At 35.0% G+C, this 19,150-nt stretch carries 15 protein-coding genes and 1 other annotated feature; of the genes, 3 read left to right on the forward strand and 12 right to left on the reverse strand.

The features are described 5' to 3' along the window. Positions 1–55: 55 nt before the first annotated feature. Positions 56–664, reverse strand: a complete 609-nt coding sequence (locus HMPREF0631_RS02565; protein ID WP_002843226.1) for a Maf family protein — start codon at positions 662–664, stop codon at positions 56–58. Between the two features lies 1 nt (position 665). Next, on the reverse strand, positions 666–1,937 hold the full coding sequence (locus HMPREF0631_RS02570) for a D-alanyl-D-alanine carboxypeptidase family protein (RefSeq protein ID WP_002843196.1): 1,272 nt from the start codon (positions 1,935–1,937) through the stop codon (positions 666–668). A gap of 308 nt (positions 1,938–2,245) precedes the next feature. Between HMPREF0631_RS02570 and HMPREF0631_RS02575 the strand changes: the two genes are divergently transcribed. After that, the gene (locus tag HMPREF0631_RS02575; RefSeq protein WP_002843179.1) at positions 2,246–2,767 is read left to right on the forward strand and encodes a DUF4364 family protein; all 522 of its coding nucleotides are present in this window, start codon (positions 2,246–2,248) and stop codon (positions 2,765–2,767) included. 87 nt (positions 2,768–2,854) lie between these two features. Here the strand turns inward: HMPREF0631_RS02575 and HMPREF0631_RS02580 are convergent, their stop codons facing one another. The 10 genes from HMPREF0631_RS02580 to HMPREF0631_RS02625 all read right to left on the reverse strand — a co-directional run bounded on the left by HMPREF0631_RS02580 (position 2,855) and on the right by HMPREF0631_RS02625 (position 15,704). Then, complete coding sequence (locus tag HMPREF0631_RS02580; protein ID WP_002843177.1) at positions 2,855–3,469, reverse strand: hypothetical protein; 615 nt, start codon at positions 3,467–3,469, stop codon at positions 2,855–2,857. 233 nt (positions 3,470–3,702) lie between these two features. Beyond that, the gene (gene hcp, locus HMPREF0631_RS02585; RefSeq protein ID WP_002843280.1) at positions 3,703–5,349 is read right to left on the reverse strand and encodes a hydroxylamine reductase; all 1,647 of its coding nucleotides are present in this window, start codon (positions 5,347–5,349) and stop codon (positions 3,703–3,705) included. Between the two features lie 146 nt (positions 5,350–5,495). Then, a complete protein-coding gene (locus tag HMPREF0631_RS02590) occupies positions 5,496–6,095 on the reverse strand; it encodes a response regulator transcription factor (protein WP_002843265.1) in 600 nt (199 codons plus the stop codon). Then, positions 6,095–6,874 (reverse strand): sensor histidine kinase, encoded by a 780-nt coding sequence (locus HMPREF0631_RS02595; RefSeq protein ID WP_157755925.1) that lies wholly within the window; start codon positions 6,872–6,874, stop codon positions 6,095–6,097. The genes HMPREF0631_RS02590 and HMPREF0631_RS02595 overlap by 1 nt, the downstream gene beginning before the upstream one ends. A gap of 306 nt (positions 6,875–7,180) precedes the next feature. Next, a complete protein-coding gene (locus HMPREF0631_RS02600) occupies positions 7,181–7,912 on the reverse strand; it encodes an ABC transporter permease (protein ID WP_002843220.1) in 732 nt (243 codons plus the stop codon). Between the two features lie 2 nt (positions 7,913–7,914). Further along, positions 7,915–8,787 carry an ABC transporter ATP-binding protein gene (locus tag HMPREF0631_RS02605; protein ID WP_002843174.1) on the reverse strand — a complete coding sequence of 291 codons (873 nt, stop codon included), beginning with the start codon at positions 8,785–8,787 and terminating at the stop codon, positions 7,915–7,917. Between the two features lie 237 nt (positions 8,788–9,024). Beyond that, the gene (locus HMPREF0631_RS02610; RefSeq protein WP_002843176.1) at positions 9,025–10,437 is read right to left on the reverse strand and encodes a bifunctional folylpolyglutamate synthase/dihydrofolate synthase; all 1,413 of its coding nucleotides are present in this window, start codon (positions 10,435–10,437) and stop codon (positions 9,025–9,027) included. 150 nt (positions 10,438–10,587) lie between these two features. Then, entirely contained in the window at positions 10,588–12,018 is a 1,431-nt protein-coding gene (locus HMPREF0631_RS02615) for an aminoacyl-histidine dipeptidase (RefSeq protein WP_002843184.1), read from the reverse strand. Between the two features lie 150 nt (positions 12,019–12,168). Continuing rightward, complete coding sequence (locus HMPREF0631_RS02620) at positions 12,169–12,795, reverse strand: GntR family transcriptional regulator (RefSeq protein WP_002843254.1); 627 nt, start codon at positions 12,793–12,795, stop codon at positions 12,169–12,171. Between the two features lie 257 nt (positions 12,796–13,052). Next, positions 13,053–15,704, reverse strand: a complete 2,652-nt coding sequence (locus tag HMPREF0631_RS02625; RefSeq protein WP_002843210.1) for a valine--tRNA ligase — start codon at positions 15,702–15,704, stop codon at positions 13,053–13,055. Positions 15,705–15,771: 67 nt separating this feature from the next. After that, positions 15,772–16,061, reverse strand: a binding site (T-box leader). Positions 16,062–16,599: 538 nt separating this feature from the next. Between HMPREF0631_RS02625 and HMPREF0631_RS02630 the strand changes: the two genes are divergently transcribed. Both HMPREF0631_RS02630 and HMPREF0631_RS02635 read left to right on the forward strand, forming a co-directional pair. Further along, complete coding sequence (locus tag HMPREF0631_RS02630; RefSeq protein ID WP_002843191.1) at positions 16,600–18,147, forward strand: 4Fe-4S dicluster domain-containing protein; 1,548 nt, start codon at positions 16,600–16,602, stop codon at positions 18,145–18,147. A 368-nt stretch (positions 18,148–18,515) separates the two neighbouring features. Beyond that, a complete protein-coding gene (locus tag HMPREF0631_RS02635; protein WP_002843190.1) occupies positions 18,516–19,052 on the forward strand; it encodes a hypothetical protein in 537 nt (178 codons plus the stop codon). Positions 19,053–19,150 lie beyond the last annotated feature (98 nt).

Genomic DNA, 19,150 nt, shown 5'->3' on the forward strand with positions numbered 1-19,150 from the left:
TGGATTTTTGTAATCGAGAACTTAAGACAAAATTTAGGGGCTGAATATTCAGCCCCTAAATTTTTCTTATTAATTCTGCAAGAGGAAGGCCCATCACAGTATAATAGTCCCCTCTTATCTCCTTTACAAGCAAGGCCCCCATATCCTGTATACCATATGCACCAGCCTTGTCCATTGGAGATCCGCCTTCTATATACTTGTTGATTATATCCTCCATCTTTTGGTCATAATCATAAAATAGAACTTCTGTATGACTGACGAAGGACTCTACCCTATCATCATAGACTAGACTCACTCCAGTATAGACCCTGTGTAGCTTACCACATAGACTCCTAAGTATCCTATAGGCATCATCCTTATCTTTTGGCTTACCTAGGATCTGATTTTCGTCTACAACCAGAGTATCAGACCCTATCACAATATAGTCTTCACCATATTTTTTCTCAGCTTGGTCTTTAACAACAAGGGCTTTTTCTCTAGATAGCCTTTCAACCATTTTCTCCGCTATATAATAGGATTGCTTACCTGAATAAGTGCTATTTATTTCCTTTTCTATTATCTCTTCATCTAGGTCTGCTGTTATTACATCAAACTCCAGACCACACATATCAAGGAGCTGCTTTCTCCTTGGTGAACCACTTGCCAAAACTATATTTTTATTCATATTAGTTACTCTCATTCATTATTGTAAATACTGGGTATGTAGGTTTGTCTGACTTGGTGCTACCGGTGATATCGCCTAGAAGTGCCAGACCTGAATAGTAAGCCCTCTCAATAAAATTAGCGTCTTTAAGAGCAACCTTTGGATATAGGTCAACACTAGTTGCTATATTACCCCAAGCATCAATCAATTGCATCTGGGCAATTGGCTTGTCGTAGTCTTTTAGTATATTTACCCTCTTATATACCAACCTCTGCTTGAATTTCTCATCCTGCCTCTTTATTATACTAATATTTTCATCAGGACAAAGGTCCGTCTTAATCATTCCGTTTATGTTCTTGCTGGCCAATACCTCACCCTTCTTGTATAGGTTTTTGGTCTTGTACTTTTGAGTTATAAAATCTAGGGTATTATAGGCAGAATCTCTTCTAGCTTCTTTACTTGGAGCTCCCATACTCACCCCTATCAGCCTGTTATCAACATCATTTTCTCCGCCCCTATTAGTCCTAGATGAATATGCCAGACAATAACCTGCCTTGTCTGTAAAACCAGTCTTCAATCCATCTGACTCCTTGAATAGGGGAAGTATTGGGTTGGTATTTTCTTCATCAATCTGCTTTTTAGTATTTACAAATCTTTTTTTAGAAGTTATATTAGTCAATTCTTTTTCGTAATTGTCATACAAAAATTTGGACAAAATCGCTACATCTCTAGCACAAGTCGTATTTTCATATGTAATTTTTTTGCCGTATTTTTCTCCATATATAGGTAGACCATTTGGATTATAAAAAACTGTCTTGGTCATACCAATCTCACTGGCCTTATCATTCATCCTCTTGACAAAAGTCTTGTAGTCTCCTCCTACGTGCCTTGCTATGGCTAGAGCTGAGTCATTTGCTGATATTATCATCATAGAGTCCAAAAGTACATCTAGACCTACAATATCTCCCTCATTTAGCTTCATATTTGTTCCATCTCTGTTGACATCGCTAGCTAGTATTTTTACCTGATCATGCATTGAAACCTTTCTCGCCTTTAGGTCATCGAATGTGATCAGCAAGGTCATCATTTTAGACAAGCTCGCCATTGCAGTCGGTGTTAGAGAATCCTTTTCGTATACTATCCTATCTGATTTCGTGTCAACCACTATAGCATGTCTTGAATTCCTATCACTAAACCTTGTATATGCCATAGACCTTGGAGATAGTCCAATCAAGAGCGATAAACTAATCGATACAAATTTAATTGTCGTATTTACAAACCTAGTATTTCTCATATCAATACATCCTTTACTAAAAATATCCCTTTAATTATATATAGTCAATAAAATAAAACCCAATAAAACAACAAGATTTATTAATGTTGTTTTCAATCTGCAATCCTGTTTATAATTATAAAAAACCTGCATTTATTATTATAACAAAAATAATATACATTTCACATATTTTATGCAAGGAAAAATCAATTATGACTATAATGTAATAACTCAAATGACAAAAGTTACAAGTTGACTATAATTAAGACCTTTGACAAATAGGAAAATATCAACTAAAATTAGATTATAATAAAGAATGGAGGTTACCTATGTTTGAAACCAGTGCAGATGATCTAATACTTGAGAAATTGATAATTTTATATACATTTAATAACCTTAGAGAAGATGTTACCGATTCACAGCTTACTCAGATAATAATGGAAACAGACGCAATGAACTACTTTACATTTAGGGCATTACTTCCAAAAATGTTGGAATCAAAGTTTATAACAAAATACCAGTCGCTTGATACCGACCTATATTCAATCACTCAGAGTGGCCTTGAAGTCTTGGTATACTTCCAGAATAGGATCCCTGAGTATTTCAGAAATAAAATACTTGACTACATTGTCAACCACGATGAGGATATATTCTCCTCTAAGATTGTCAGACAAGCTAAGTACTCTAGTCAAGACGACAAATATGTAGTTACCCTAATACTTAACCAGAACAGTAGAAACCTTATGACAATAAATGCAAATGTTGATACTGAACCAGATGCCAAATCCATGTGTGATAATTGGGACAAGAACTACAAGGAAATAATGTCCTTACTAAAATCTACTTGCTAGTGAATTATCCTACAAGACAATATATCAAACAAAAAAATGAAGATAAGTGTATAAACTCCACCTATCTTCTTTATTTTTGATTAAATTTTATCTTCTAACTAACTGGCACACTGTGTCATCTAATTTTTCAAACTTTATATCTGTCTTTTCTAGCATTCCCTGTATGAATCTACTTCTAAGCTTCAGGTAGAACTTAGCAAAATCTATACCCATTTCATCCCAATATTTCTTTGTAGTCGGTCTAACCCTTGACCATACTATCTCATCATACTCTTCATTTATTATCTGATTTATCTCCTCAGTTTTGCCACCATCAAGTAGCATATCCCTTATTGCATCATATACATACCTGATAGGTTTCCCCTCATAATCTGTCTCAACCTCTTGCCCCAGCTCATAAAAAGCATTCTCTAAATTTACAAGTTGGCTCTCATCTGCATCTATAACAGACTTGACAACGTATGCAAATCTCTTCTCAACAATCTCAAGATTTCTATCAAGCCACCCATATTGTGACATTTTTTTCAAAGTTTCTTCTAAGCCAAGATCCTCAAAATTTCCAAAACGTTCTTTTACTTCATTTATCAAGTTTTCATTTATGCCTTCTTCATCAGCAACCTTAGCAACTGTTTCTATAAACTTTTCTTGCTGCCTAATCCTCATGTATACCTTTTCCGGCTTGTTGGTATTAATGTTTCCCATAATATACTCCTTTGTTTTGCCTTTTTATAACTATTCTATACATACTATTATACATTATTTAACAAAAAATTCATATAAAAAAGTACAAAAAATTCTAATAAATTTATATTATTAATCTAAAACAAAATAATCTAGGGCTTTTCACCTAAACCCTAGATTATTTTCGTAATATTCTTATTTTTTATTAACTAAGCAATAGTTAGTTAATAGTTAATCATTTCTCGTTTGCTATATTATTTTCCTTCACCGAAGAATAGTTCTATGTCATCTTCGACTGTTCCTATTCCTGCTATACCAAAGTTTTCTACTAGAACCTTGGCTACATTTGGTGATAGGAAGGCTGGTAGAGTTGGTCCAAGATGGATATTCTTTACACCTAAGAATAATAGTGAAAGCAATACTATTACAGCCTTTTGTTCATACCATGCTATATTAAATACTAGTGGTAGGTCGTTGATATCCTCTAGTCCAAATACTTCCTGTAACTTCATAGCTATTACTGCTAGTGAATAAGAGTCGTTACACTGGCCTGCATCTAGAACTCTTGGTATACCATTGATATCTCCAAGGTTTAACTTGTTGTACTTGTACTTAGCACATCCAGCTGTCATTATCACAGCATCCTTTGGAAGAGCCTTGGCAAAGTCTGTATAGTAGTTTCTACCCTTCTGTCTTCCGTCGCATCCTGCCATTACTACAAATTTCTTGATAGCTCCTGTATTTACAGCCTCAACAATCTTATCAGCAAGAGAAAGTACCTGGTTGTGGGCAAATCCACCTACAAGTGTTCCTTCTTCTAACTGAGTTGGAGCAGCACACTTCTTAGCGTGTTCAATTATTTCTGAAAAATCCTTAGTTGATCCTGCTTCGCCTGGTATATGCTTACATCCTGGGTATCCTGCAGAACCTGTTGTATATATCCTATCCTTGTATGAGTCCTTTGGTGGTACTATACAGTTTGTAGTCATCAGGATAGGTCCATTGAAGCTTTCAAATTCTTCCTTCTGTAACCACCAAGCATTTCCATAGTTACCAACTAGGTTGTCATACTTCTTGAACTCTGGATAGTAGTTGGCTGGTAGCATTTCTGAATGTGTATATACATCTACTCCAGTTCCCTTAGTCTGTTCCAATAATTCCTTTAGGTCTGATAGGTCATGACCTGAAATTAGTATAGCTGGGTTGTTTCTAACACCTAGATTTACTTCTGTTATCTCTGGGTTACCAAATGTTCCAGTATTGGCTGAATCTAGAAGGGCCATTCCCTTAACGCCAGCTTCTCCTGTTGCAAGAACTAATGATATTAATTCATCCACACTTAAATCCAAAGTAGTCTTGTATAGGGCTTCCTGAAGGAAAGCATCTACTTCTTCACTATCGTAGTCTAACATATTAGCATGCTTTGAGTATGCTGATAGACCCTTTAGTCCGTATATAGTAAGCTCTCTTAGAGACCTTATATCTTCATCTTCTGTAGCAAGTACGCCTACTTGTCTAGCCTTTTCATCAAACTTAGATGTATCTCTTTCATCCCAAAGTGCAACCTCACTTAGGCCAGACTTGTCATCCAACTGTGCTATCAAGTCTTTCTTTACATCTAGAGTTCTAATTACTCTATCAACAAAAACATCAAAGTCAAAGTTGGCATTTGTAATAGTTGTAAATAGGTTAAGAGTTATCATGTGGTTTACTTCCTTAGATATAGTCTTACCTTCAGCTCTTAGCCTAGTAGTAACTTCTGATATTCCCTTGTTGGCATATACTAGTAAGTCCTGGATTCTAGCAACCTCTGGAGTCTTTCCACAGACACCCTTTACCGTACAGCCTGAACATCCTGCTGTTTCCTGACACTGATAACAAAACATATTTAATTCCTTCATAATTTTACCCTCCATATATTTTCATTTCTTTTTATTTATATTTAGCAATCGGTTGAAATATCTTGTCTTTCTCAATCCTATGTCATTATTATATATCTTGACTTTAAAAAAGTCGGTTGCATATGCAACCGACTTAAATTTTTAAATCATATCCAGTTTTTTTCTTGTGCAATTCTAACTGCATCAGTCCTATTTTCAGCATCCAACTTTTGTAAAATTATACTTATATAATTCCTAACAGTACCATCAGAAAGATAACTAATCCTTGCAATCTCCTTATTCGATAGACCTTGAGCGACCTTCCTAAGTAATTCTTCTTCCTGACTAGTAAGTGGGCTATGGTCATTAATAACAATATCCATAAGCTCTGGAGAGTACTCTTTTTTCCCTAATAAAACACTGTGAATCGTCTTCATCAAATCTGTAATAGATCTTTCTTTTAGTACATATGCATCAACACCTGACTTGATAGCCCTTTGAAAATACCCACTTCTTTTGAAGGTTGTTATTATTATTATCTTCGTAGTTATGCCTTTACCTTTTGACCATTCTAAAACATCTAATCCAGTTTTCTCAGGCATTTCTACATCCAGAATGGCAACATCTATTTTTTCATTTTCTAATATATATTGTGCCCTTACTCCATTTTCAGCTTGAAATACTTCCTCAACTTCCTCTTGAAATTTAAGAAGTTGACATAAGGCATCTCTTAACATACTCTGGTCTTCTGCTACTAATATTTTCATTACAAATCCTCCATGGGGACATATATTCTAATATTGGTAGGACTTACCTTAGAAACTATATCTATCTTTCCCTTTATAGTTACCAGCCTATCTTTTATTGCATGGAGTTCTGTCCCATCAATATTAAAAAAACCTATCCCGTCATCTTTATAATCAAGAATTAAATTGCCATCTTGTACCGAAAAATCCAATCTACAATTATCAGCACTACTATGCTTTATTAAATTTGTCACCAGCTCTCTCAAAATCATAGTGAACTTTCCTTGAACATGGCTAGGAAGCCTGTATGCAAATTCACTTCCACTTAAATTAAATGTAATACCGGCTATTTCAAGCATATTATTTAAAATCGTGATTTCATCCTTTATCCTAGGCTCTTTAAGAGATTCCACTATTTGTCTTACATCATTCATAGACTTCTTAGAAATTTCCTGTAAGTCCTTTATCTCATTTTTAGCCATATCTATTTCACCTTTATTTAATAGGGCATTAGCAAGCTCTGCCTTGACTGACAACATAGCAAATACATGGCCTAATGTATCATGTAGGTCTTGTCCAATTCTATTCCTCTCATTTTCAGCTATTAGGAGATTAATAGAATTGTTTTTTTCCAAGATAGCCTCTTTTTGTTTCTCACGTTCTGCTTCTCTCTTCCAATAATACATAAGTGAACAACACATAATAGTAGCCAACACTGCCATAAGCTTAGCTGATAAATCATTCCTATATACCAATACTAATATATCTGTTATTACTATAATAAAAATAAAAGTTAACATACGAAACGAGGTCAGCTTATCATTATACTTGAAAGACAAAAGATTTGTAATATAGAAATAAAACCATACCATCCCACCATCAAACACAAATGTCATAGATAAAATGTAAAGTAGCATATAAATCCACACTATTTTAGAAATAGTACTGTCATCTTTATGAACTAGATATAGATAAGATACTACAAATCCAAGAGTAAACCATATTGTCCACAATGGATAATTAAATTTAAACACACCAAACACTGGGAATGCAATAAATATCAAGGGTAGGTAGTATAATGGATTCTGTAGTTGTATCTTTTTCAATTATTTCACCTCTCGTTTTTTCTTAATAGTAATAGCAAATGATGTAATAATTATAACATATGCCATTACTATGAGCAAAGATTTCACACCTAGTACACCTGATGATGCAAAATTAGTGACTATCTGATTTACATGATAGCTAGGAGTAATCTTTGAAATATTTTGAACCCAACTTGGAAACATCGATATAGGCCACCAAGAACCACCAATCACAGCCAGTCCCATAAATACAATATTAGATGTAATAGACATAATTTGCTGGTTCTGTATTTGGGCTATAAGAAGGCCTATAGCTAGGTATACAAAGCTTGTTACAATCAATAAAATAACACTAAACAAGCCCCTATACCAAGAAATATCTACTCCTCTGAAAAATATACCTACAAAAAATGTCGCCAAAATTGATACCAAAAAGTATATCAAGACCCTAACCAACTTGGATATGTAATAACTTCCAATTCCTAATGGAGAATGCTCAACATATGTCAAATAGTGGTTATTTTTATCTTCATTTAGCATTATAGGAAGCGAGAATAAAGCAAATGATGACATAGAAAATGAAGTCATAGTCAACATATATCCTTGTACAAATTTCCTATTCATTTCAGGACTGTGTAAATCCACAGAAGATGAAAAGAAAAGAAAAAATGCAACTGGCATTCCTACTGCCATTATAAACACAGGCCAATTTCGCCAAATTTGTATCCATTCAACTTTTATTAGTGACTTCATTATTATGCCTCCCTCGTTTTTTCAAATATTGTATTTAGTAATGTCTTATTTTGTAGCTCTATATCTTTAATCCCGCATCCTATTAACTGTAGATCTTCCCACACATTATCTATATCATCTGTTTCAAATCTGATATAGTCTCTTGCAACTACAATATTATAATCATGGTCCATTTCTTCCAAACCCTTTAAAAATCTAATCGGCAAGGTAATTTCTTTTTTTGTTTCCTTATTTCTAATAGTATACGGTGTAGTATCACTTACCAAAAAGCCCTCATTTAGGACTAAAATCCTATCTGCAGTATGTTCAACTTCTTCGATATAATGACTTGAATAAACTATAGTAGTTCCCTTATGCTTTAATTCTTCAATAATTTCCCAAAACTTCTGTCTAGTAGAAGTGTCCATCCCAGCAGTCGGTTCATCTAAAAATAAAATTTCTGGTTTTCCAACTAAGCAAAGCACAAATGCTAATAGGCGTTTTTGTCCACCAGATAATTTTCCTGCCAACTGATTAAGTTGTTTATCAGTGAAACCTAGAATTTTTATTACTTCATCTGTAGTTAAAGAATCAGTATAGATTTCTTGAAAAAATTTAATTAATTCCAATACCTTCAAATCTTTTGGTATCACATTCTCCTGCATCAATACGCCTATTTTTTTCTTATTATCTTTGAATCTAGGCTCTTTACCATCAATCAGGATCTTTCCTCTATCAATAAATCTATCTCCTATCATACATGACATAAGAGTTGTTTTTCCAGCCCCATTAGGCCCAATAAGAGCTACAATTTCACCAGCTTTAATTACAAAAGAAATACCATCTAATACATTCTTTCCTTTTATCTTCTTTTGGACTTCTTTTACCTCTATCATCTCTACCTCCTACAAAAACTTATATTATTATTTATTTTATTAAATATAATCTTTATAATTATATTTTAACAAGCTAACAAGCATACTTTAAGTCACCTCAGTCACAAAAATAAATTACATTTGTCATATTTTATAAAAAAATACTCCCTTACCGCTTATACAGTAACAGGAGTATTTATTTAGAAATGCATTTAGTTTTTTATATTTTAGAGGTATTACTACTAACAGACATCATACCTAAAATTGAACTTTCCTTAAAACAGCCCTCATAGAACCAACCAGAAAGAGTGAACCTGCTCCAATAACTAGATTGTTTTTCTTCGCAAGCGTAGGTTCCTTGCTTTTGTCCACCTTTTTAGCCTTCTTAGAAGATGTCTTTTTATTCTTGACCTTGCTGGCACTATTTCTCTCTTCTTTAATCTTTTTTTGTAGGTCAAGCGAGTACTTGACAGCATCCTCACTGTTCTCTATACAGATTATGTCATCACAATACATACCAACCCTATATGCAAGCTCTTCTAGGTCCATAGCCCTAGAGTTGTCTGGTAGGGTCAATATTATGTGGTCAAACTTAGGCGCTAGGAGCTTGACCATAGAGTCAACATCCTTGTCAGCCAATATACCTAGAACTAAGGTTTTTTCCCAGCTATCATCAAACTGTCTATCCATTTCTTTTGCTAGGGCCTTGGCTCCATCTAGATTGTGGCCTCCATCTAATATATAAAGAGGTCTCTCGCTTACTACCTCAAATCTTGCTGGCCACTTAGTTTTTAGGAGACCCTCATATATAGTTTCATCATTTATCTTGTCAAAGCCAAGCTTGTCCTTGAGATATACTAATACGTTAATGGCCAAAAGGGCATTTCTAGACTGGTATTCACCTACCATCCTGATCTTTATATCCTCATACGTCCTAGCTCCAACCCTACAAGTAAATACCTGGTTATTTAGGTTATACTTGCTAATAACTATAGACTCGTTATCAGTAACCAATATGTCAGCATTATTTTCACTAGCAACTTTTTTTATTACATCCTCCACTAGCTTGTCCTGACCGTATAGTATTACATGGCCACCTTCTTTTATAATACCAGCCTTCTCCCAAGCTATCTTTTCTATATCGTCTCCAAGAACCTTGGTATGGTCCTTACTTATTGACGCAATTACACTCACAAGAGACTTGTCTATTACATTTGTGGCATCATACCTACCTCCTAGTCCTACTTCCAGTACTACAAGGTCTACATTTACCTTTTTGAAATAGTAAAATGCAACGGCTGTGACAACTTCAAATTCTGTAGGATGGTTTAGTCCATCACTGACCATAGTCTCTATCTTGTCCCTTACAATTTCAACTGTGTCTGCAAGGTCTTGGTCACCTATATCTATACCATCTACCTTTATCCTCTCATTAAATCGTTCTAAAAATGGAGATGTGTACAGACCTATCTTATATCCACTCTCGATTAATGAGCTCGCTATAAATGACGAAGTAGATCCCTTACCATTGGTCCCAGCTACGTGTATAATTTTCAAGTCATCCTGGGGATTTCCCAGCCTTTTAAGTAGTTCCCTGATGGTATCTAGACCAAGTACCATGCCAAACCTATCTATCTTATGTATGTATGCTAATGCTTGTTCGTAATTCATTATTTGCTCCTTATCCTTAATCTATATTACTAATTATACTACAAAAGGCCACCCCATTAAACACGGGATGACCTATTATAATAAACTTTATTGCAATACTATTGTAATTGTGTATTTGATTATAGTATTCTGATTATACATTAAATACTACTATTTTAAGTTAGCTAATAATGATTTAGTGAATTTCCAAACTCTTTCAACTGATTCAATACCCATTGATTCAAGTGGTGTATGGGCATCTGTAATGTCTGGTCCGTAGCTTAGCATATCGCAGTTTGGTAGTATTCCCTTTAGAAGACCACACTCAAGTCCTGCATGGATTGAACTTACTTCTGGTTCTTGGCCATACTGAGCCTTGTAAGTTTCTATTGCTATATCTCTTAATTCAGAGTTAGCATCAAACTGCCAAGCTGGGTAAGCTGCATACTCTCTAGTCTTAACACCCATAACTTCACCAAGAGTGTTTATTCTATCTAGTATTTCTCTAAGTGAGCTAGTAGCTGCTGAACGAACAGAAGTTGTAAGAACAATCTTTCCATCTTTTTCTGCTATTATAGCGTTATTTAGAGAAGTCTGTACTAGACCTTCTATATCCTTAGACATATACTGTACTCCATCTGGAAGGATCATTAGGAAGTTGATTATCTTGTCAGATACTTCCTTAGTGTAAGACTCTTTTACTTCTACCTTATTAACAAGAGCCTTAAAGTCTGGTTCTTCAACCCTGTATTCTTCTGTTAGGTCGGCTACCATTGATTTTATAGTATCTTCAATAGCAGAGAACTTGTCAGTTACTATGACAGCCTTTGCATAGCTTGGTACAGCATTGTGCTTGATGCCACCCTCTATTGAAGCAAGCTTTATCTCAGCCTTAACACTGGCCAAAATTCTTGTAAGCATCTTTATAGCATTACCTCTCTGGCAGTCAATTTCAGATCCTGAGTGTCCACCCTTAAGACCTGATAATACTATTTCGTATGCTTCAGATGAACTAGCTTCCTTAGCTACATCTATAGTACATTCTATATTTGATCCACCTGAACAAGATACAAGGAATATTCCCTCTTCTTCTGTATCTAGGTTAAGTAGTCTTGTTCCACTTAGGTGGTCAGCTGTAAGAGCCATAGCCCCATCCATACCTGTTTCTTCGTTAGTTGTTATCAATAACTCGATTGGTGGATGTGGAATATCATCTGCATCAAGTATAGCTAGTCCATATGCTACTGCTATACCATCATCTCCACCTAGAGTTGTATTATTGGCTCTTATTCTATCTCCATCTATTACCATTTCAATCGGATCAGTGTCAAAGTTGTGGTCAGAACCGTCAGCCTTTACACATACCATATCCATATGTCCCTGGATTATTAGAGTCTGTGAGTTTTCATAACCTGGTGTTCCAGGCTTCTTTATTATTACATTTAATATCTCATCCTGGTAAACTTCAAGATTTCTATCCTTGGCGAATTTTACTAAGAAGTCACTTACTTCTTTTTCTTTTCCTGAACTTCTTGGATGCTGATTCAATTCATAAAACCACTTAAATACTTCCTTTGGTTCAAGGTTGCTTAAATTATTCATGTGTTTTCCTCCTGAATGATAAATTTTTTAATTGATATTCCTTAATTTATTAATTAAAGAGTAATTGTTTTCCCAATTATAATACTACTCCATTTAATGACTAATTTCAATATTTTTCCTAGAATTTAGTAAATACTGAATATTATTTTTTTAGAAAAGAGCATCTTTTACCCTAGAGACAAAATCATCTATATGTTCTCTAGAATATCTCTCTGCCTTGTCTTCATCACCCTCTTCCATAGCCTCTACAATTTTACTAAATGTCCTAATGAAAATAGTAACATCAGTAAAGTATTCATTACAGTAATGCCATAGCCTCTCAGTATGTATGTGTAATGAACCAAGCAAAGATTTTAACCATGGATTTCCACAAGCATCGATTACTATTGTGTGGAACTCTTCATCAAGGTCAATGGCCTTTTGATAGTCATCGTCAGCGGCCAATTTTTCAAGTTCACCAGTTATGAACTTAAGTCTTTCAATGTCCATCTTACTTATTCTAGACACAGCTTCTCTTGTAGCCATAGGATCCAGTACCCTAGTAAGATCAAACAAGGACCTCATATTTGTAAAATCAATAAAGGATACCTGTACTCCATATCTAGGTACAATCTTTAGGAGCATATCCATCTCTAGTCTCTGAAAAGCACTCCTTACAGGTGTTCTTGAAATATCGAATTCCTTAGATATTTCTATTTCATTCAGTACCTGTCCTGGTTTATACTCATTTTTAACTATTCTTTTCTTTAATTCTTCATAGATATCTACTTTTTTCATTCCTCTTCACCCCATTTTTTAACAACAACATATAATTACATTTTTCATATTTATACAAATTATATTATAATATGTTTTTTTGTGAAGTACAACACCATCTTGTTTAATTTTCACATATTATAAAAGGACGACATAAGTGTCGTCCTTTAGTATATTAGCTATTATTAGACTATGTCTAATTAAAAAACTGTACTTTAGTTAATATGGGTGTATCTTTAAATCAATATGTAGATTACACTTAAATTGATAGTCCTATATTATTTAAGCTTAGCCAGTCTTTCTTCTATTGTTTTAAGTATTTCCTCAAACTTTTCCTTCTTAGCCTTTTCTTCTTCAACAAGTTTTTCAGGTGCCTTGTTCATAAATCCAGGATTGTTTAGCTTACCTTCAACTCTTTTGATTTCAGAAATAGCTTTTTTCTTTTCTTTCTCTAGTCTTTCCTTCTCTTTTTCAAAGTCTACTAGTTCATCAAGTGGTATAAACAGCTCAACTCCGTCTATAACTACAGATACTGCATCTTCAGGAATTCCAGACTTGTCTTTCTGTATTTCAACTTCTGAGGCAGATGCCAGTGACTTAAAGTAGTCCTTACCGTCTTCCATAGCATCAATCTTTTCATCAGTTGGTACTATTAATATTTTAGCCTTCTTTGAAGGTGGAACATTCATCTCTGTTCTGACATTTCTTACCTTCCTTATAGCCTCCATTATTAGGTCCATCTTTTCTTCTTCTACCTGCATATTGTCAGCTTCATCGTAGTGAGGGTAGTCAGCTGTGATGATTAGGCCCTCAACTGTTGGTAGGTATGAGTAGATTTCTTCTGTTATAAATGGTATAAATGGATGAAGTAGCTTTAATATCTTTTCTAGAACATATGTCAATGTGTATAGGGCTGCCCTCTTAGCATCTCTATCATCTCCATATAGTCTAGGTTTTACTATTTCTATATACCAGTCACAGTATTCTGACCAAGTAAATTCATATGACTTCTGTAGGGCTATTCCTAGCTCAAACTTGTCCATATTAGTATTCACTTCGTCTACTATCCTATTAGCTCTTGATATGATCCACTTGTCAGCAAGTGTCAAGTCTTTTTCAACTGCCTCTCTTGTAAGGCCATCAAGTAGGCTTTCATCTTCAAGATTCATAAATACAAACCTAGATGCATTCCATAGTTTGTTGTTGAAGTTTCTAGCAAACTCAACTCTCTCCATATAGAATCTCATATCGTTACCTGGTGAGTTACCTGTTATTAGGGTAAATCTTAGGGCGTCTGCACCAAATTGGTCTATTATCTCAAGTGGGTCTATACCATTGCCCAGTGACTTGGACATCTTCCTACCCTCTGAATCCCTTACTAGACCGTGGATTAGGACGTGTTCAAATGGCTTGTCATTCATACAGAACATTGAAGAAAATGCCATCCTTACTACCCAGAAGAATATGATGTCATATCCTGTTACAAGTACACTTGTTGGGAAGTAGTAGTCTAGCTCTTCACTCTTTTCTGGCCAACCTAGTGTCTCAAATGGCCATAGTCCTGATGAGAACCAAGTATCTAGGACGTCTTCATCCTGCTTGATATTGTTTGAATGACACTTTGGACACTCATGTGGTGCCTCTTCTGCAACTATCAATTCACCACAATCCTGGCAATAGTAGGCAGGTATTTGGTGCCCCCACCATAACTGTCTAGAAACACACCAGTCTCTTATATTTTCTAACCACTGTAGGTAAGTCTTGTCAAACTTTTCTGGAACAAACTTTAGTTCCTTGTTCTTTAGTATTTCTATTGCTGGCTTGGCAAGCTCATCCATCTTTACAAACCACTGTAGTGATAGTCTAGGCTCTATTGTTGTATGACATCTGTAGCAAGTACCAACAGCATGGTCGTGCTTTTTGATACCTATTAGGTAGCCTGCCTCATCAAGGTCTGCAACTAGGGCTTTTCTGCATTCGTACCTATCCATGCCAACATACTTACCAGCTAGGTCATTCATTGTGGCATCATCATTCATTACGTTTATTTCTTCTAGTCCATGTCTCTTACCAACCTCAAAGTCATTAGGGTCATGGGCTGGAGTCATCTTAACTGCACCTGTTCCAAATTCCTTGTCTACATATTCGTCGGCAACTATAGGAAGCTCTCTTCCTATAAGCGGTAAAACTGCAATCTTTCCAACTAAGTGAGTGTATCTCTCATCTTCTGGATGAACCGCTACACCTGAGTCACCTAATAAAGTCTCCGGTCTAGTAGTTGCTATTTCTAGGAACTCATCAGAATCCTTGATTGGGTACTTTATATGCCAGAAATTACCTTCCTGGTCCTCATGTTCAACCTCTGCATCAGAAAGTGTAGTCTTGCATGATGGACACCAGTTTATAATCCTGTTACCCCTATAGATATGACCTTCTTCATATAACTTTACAAAGAACTTAGTTACTGCCCTATTACATCCCTCGTCCATTGTAAATCTTTCCCTATCCCAGTCACAAGATGCACCAAGCTTCTTTACCTGGTTTACTATCTTGCCACCGAATTCGTCCTTCCACTTCCAGGCTTCCTTTAGGAATTCCTGTCTTCCGAACTCGTACTTAGACTTGCCTGTTTCCTTCTTGATCCTGTCTACTACCTTTACCTCTGTAGCTATAGATGCATGGTCTGTGCCCGGTATCCATAGGGATTCAAAACCATCCATCCTCTTCCACCTGATAAGAGTATCCTGTAGTGTATCATCTAAGGCATGACCCATGTGTAGCTGACCTGTGATATTTGGTGGCGGCATCACTATAGTAAATGGCTTCTTGTCCTTGTTGACACTTGACTTGAAACAACCCTTGTCCTGCCAGTCCTGGTAGATCCTAGATTCAAAATCCTTGGGATCATAATTCTTTGGTAAATTCTCCATAATTAACCTCCTTACAATCTGTTAACAATAAATATAATTCCTGAAAATAAAAAATGCCCTTCATCCTAAAAAGGACGAAAAGCTCGCGTTACCACCTTAATTCCGAGAAAATTTCTCGGCACTCAATATCCTTAACGTGGATAAACCGTACCCTGCTAAATTGACTAGATAAACCGTCGACAATAATAACTATACAAATTTCCTAGATCATCGACTAGGCAAATCTCTAAAATTCACGTCAACATTAACAAAGTATGCTCCAAAGCTACCTTCGATACATTCAGTTAAGGACCTTGCACCCCTAGTCCTCTCTCTGTAAACATCCTTATACCTACTCCTCTTCTTCACAGCATATACTTATTTATTTTTGATAATCAACTAAACTTTATTAGCTGATTACCAAAAATTATATACTAAAAAAAGTTTTTTTGCAACTAATTAAGGTCCTAATTTCAAAAAATATTTTTTTGTCTATATTAATCTTCGTAAAAACATCAATCAAACCTTGCTCAATTGAAAATACACTTGGTATTTTAGTCCCTAACTGCTAGTATAAAAACACTAAATTGATATAATATTCTGAATAGTTTATTTTGCCTATATGCTAGTATTTTAAATACTTATAAGACTCGGTATCAATAATATATATACTTAAATTTTATCATGGATAATTTCTTTTTTCTATTTATTTCCAAGAGATAATATGTTATACTTTCTCTATACAAGAAGACAAATTTTTGTACAAAATATTAACATATAGTCAAGTTTTTGCCAATCTTTATTTTTGTCTTTTGTTGGCAGGGCTAATACCTATGTTTCGTTGATAAAATTTGTTTTTAACTAATATTACTAAAATGTATATACTAATTACTATTTTTTATTAAGGAGTACTACTATGAGTTTTAAAGGCATTTACACAGCTATTAACAAGGTTAGACGTGATGTCTTCACTGAAGTTGCAAAATTTGCATACGAAGATATCCATGATTTCAGTAAGCTTGAACAGATACCTTACCAGATAATACCTGGTGAAATCGCAACGCACAGAGAAAGTATATTCTTGGAAAGAGCAATCGTTGGAGAACGTATAAGACTTGCTATGGGTCTACCGCTTAGAAAAATCAACGAACACGCTGCCCTTTCAACAGGGATTACTGAAGAAACAGTTAACAATAATATATACAAGGCGCCATTTGTAAATATAATCAAGTTTGCATGTAATTCATGTCCAGACAATGAATTTTTTACAACTAACACATGTCGTGGATGTCTAGCACGTCCATGTGTAGAGGTCTGTCCAAAAAATGCTATTTCCATGGTAAACGGCAAGTCATTTATAGATCAGGAAAAATGTATCAAGTGTGGCAGATGTAAGTCTTCCTGTCCATATGGGGCCATAGCAAAGCTTGAAAGACCTTGTGCTAATGCTTGTGGTATGGATGCCATAACATCAGACAAGTACGGAAGAGCAAAAATAGACTATGACAAGTGTGTATCATGTGGACTTTGTATGTCTTCCTGTCCATTCGGTGCAATATCTGATAAGACACAGATTTACCAACTAATCAAGGAAATGAAATCAGGAAGCAAGGTAATAGCAGAAATAGCTCCAGCTTTTGCAGGTCAGTTCGGACCTAAAGTTACACCTGAAAAGTTAAGAGTTGCCATGATAGAACTTGGATTCTTTGATGTTGTTGAAGTTGCTATAGGTGCAGACCTATGTACTATAGAAGAAGCAGAAGACTTCTTATCAAAGGTTCCTGAAAAACTAGACTTTATGGCTACATCGTGCTGTCCAGCTTGGTCAGTAATGGCCAAAAAGCAGTTCCCTGAGTTCAAGGAAAATATATCAATGGCAATGACTCCAATGGTATTGTCAGCTAGGTTTATAAAACAGGCCCATCCAGACTCAAAGGTTGTATTTATAGGACCATGTGTTGCCAAGAAATCTGAAGCAACTAGAAAATCAGTAAAGAGCCACGTTGATTACGTACTTACATTTGAAGAAGTAATGGGTATGTTTGAAGCTAAGGGTATCAACCTAGAAGAAATGGTTCCAGATAAGGAAGTAAACTACGGAACAGGAGCTGGACGTGGATTTGCGGTATCAGGTGGGGTTGCCAATGCAGTACTTGACGTAATCAAGAAAGAACACCCTGATATGGAAGTACCTATAGATAGCGCTGATGGCCTAAAAGACTGTAAAAAGATGCTAATGCTAGCCAAGGCAGGTAAGAGAAATGGATACCTACTAGAAGGAATGGCATGTCCAGGAGGATGTGTTGCTGGAACAGGAACAATCCAGCCAGTTGCCAAGTCAACAGCTACAGTAAATACTTACAAGAAAAAAGCTGATAAAGTAACAGCAGACGAAAGTAAGTTTGCACCTCAATTGGCTAAACTTGACGATTCATGGTTCAATGATTGGGACATAGAAAAATAAATTCGCATAAGAATAAAAATAATATTTACAAGAGGAGGTTAATGGTATATACAATGCCTCCTTTTATAAATATATTTCACTTTACTTAAACAAATATAAATAAAGCAAAAAAATCCTCCTCTATAGATATTTTCTATATATAATCTATAAACATCTATCTTATCATCAATATATAAAATGTATTTTATAGTTTTTTCAATCTATTCAAGCTATCAAGTTATATTTTTTTATAAAATAAACTCTGTATTAAAAATTTTTATTAATTGTATTAAAAAAATAGTTGACTTTCAACATTTTATTTTATACAATTAAATTAAGCTATAGCTAATCACGATTAAATAATTAATAATATCAATTGAGGTACAAGAATGAACAAAAAAATATCAATTTTATTAGCAGCAACAATGCTATCAGTAAATGTATTAAATTATGCTTGTTTGTCTCACGCAGATGAAATAAATACAAGCAATGCCATTGTCACTGATGTAGAAGATGTAGGTGCTATAACTCCCTCTAGAGTTGGAGGAAGTGATAGTCCTTCAGGTGCTTGGCAACTAAAAACGACAACTGTCACTAAGTTTACTCGCGTATCTCAGATAGACGCTGCTATTAGATACAATCAGGCTATATTAGATAAGGTCAATAGAAGGGATCCATATGTTACCTTTGCTGGAATAGCTTCTGAACTTCTTGTGGCAACACCGCCTGGATTCGCAGCTTATACATTAATAAATATTTACAACTTAGTAAATACTTTACCTGGTTTTGAGTATAAAACTGTAGAAAGATCCCTTAGTGTACTTAAATCTGCTAGGAAAAGATTGGTTAAAGATGGGGCTGCCAATGTAAAAACAAAAGTATATTACAGACCTATAAACAATGTACATATGCTTATATTCTACTAAGTTTCCCTAGATTATAAACACTATCATATGGTATCCTCATGTCTTTGCTTTACTGAGGATACCATATTCATTAAATAATAGATTATGGAAAGGATATA

The sequence above is a fragment of the Peptostreptococcus anaerobius 653-L genome, assembly GCF_000178095.1.
GTDB lineage: Bacteria > Bacillota > Clostridia > Peptostreptococcales > Peptostreptococcaceae > Peptostreptococcus > Peptostreptococcus anaerobius.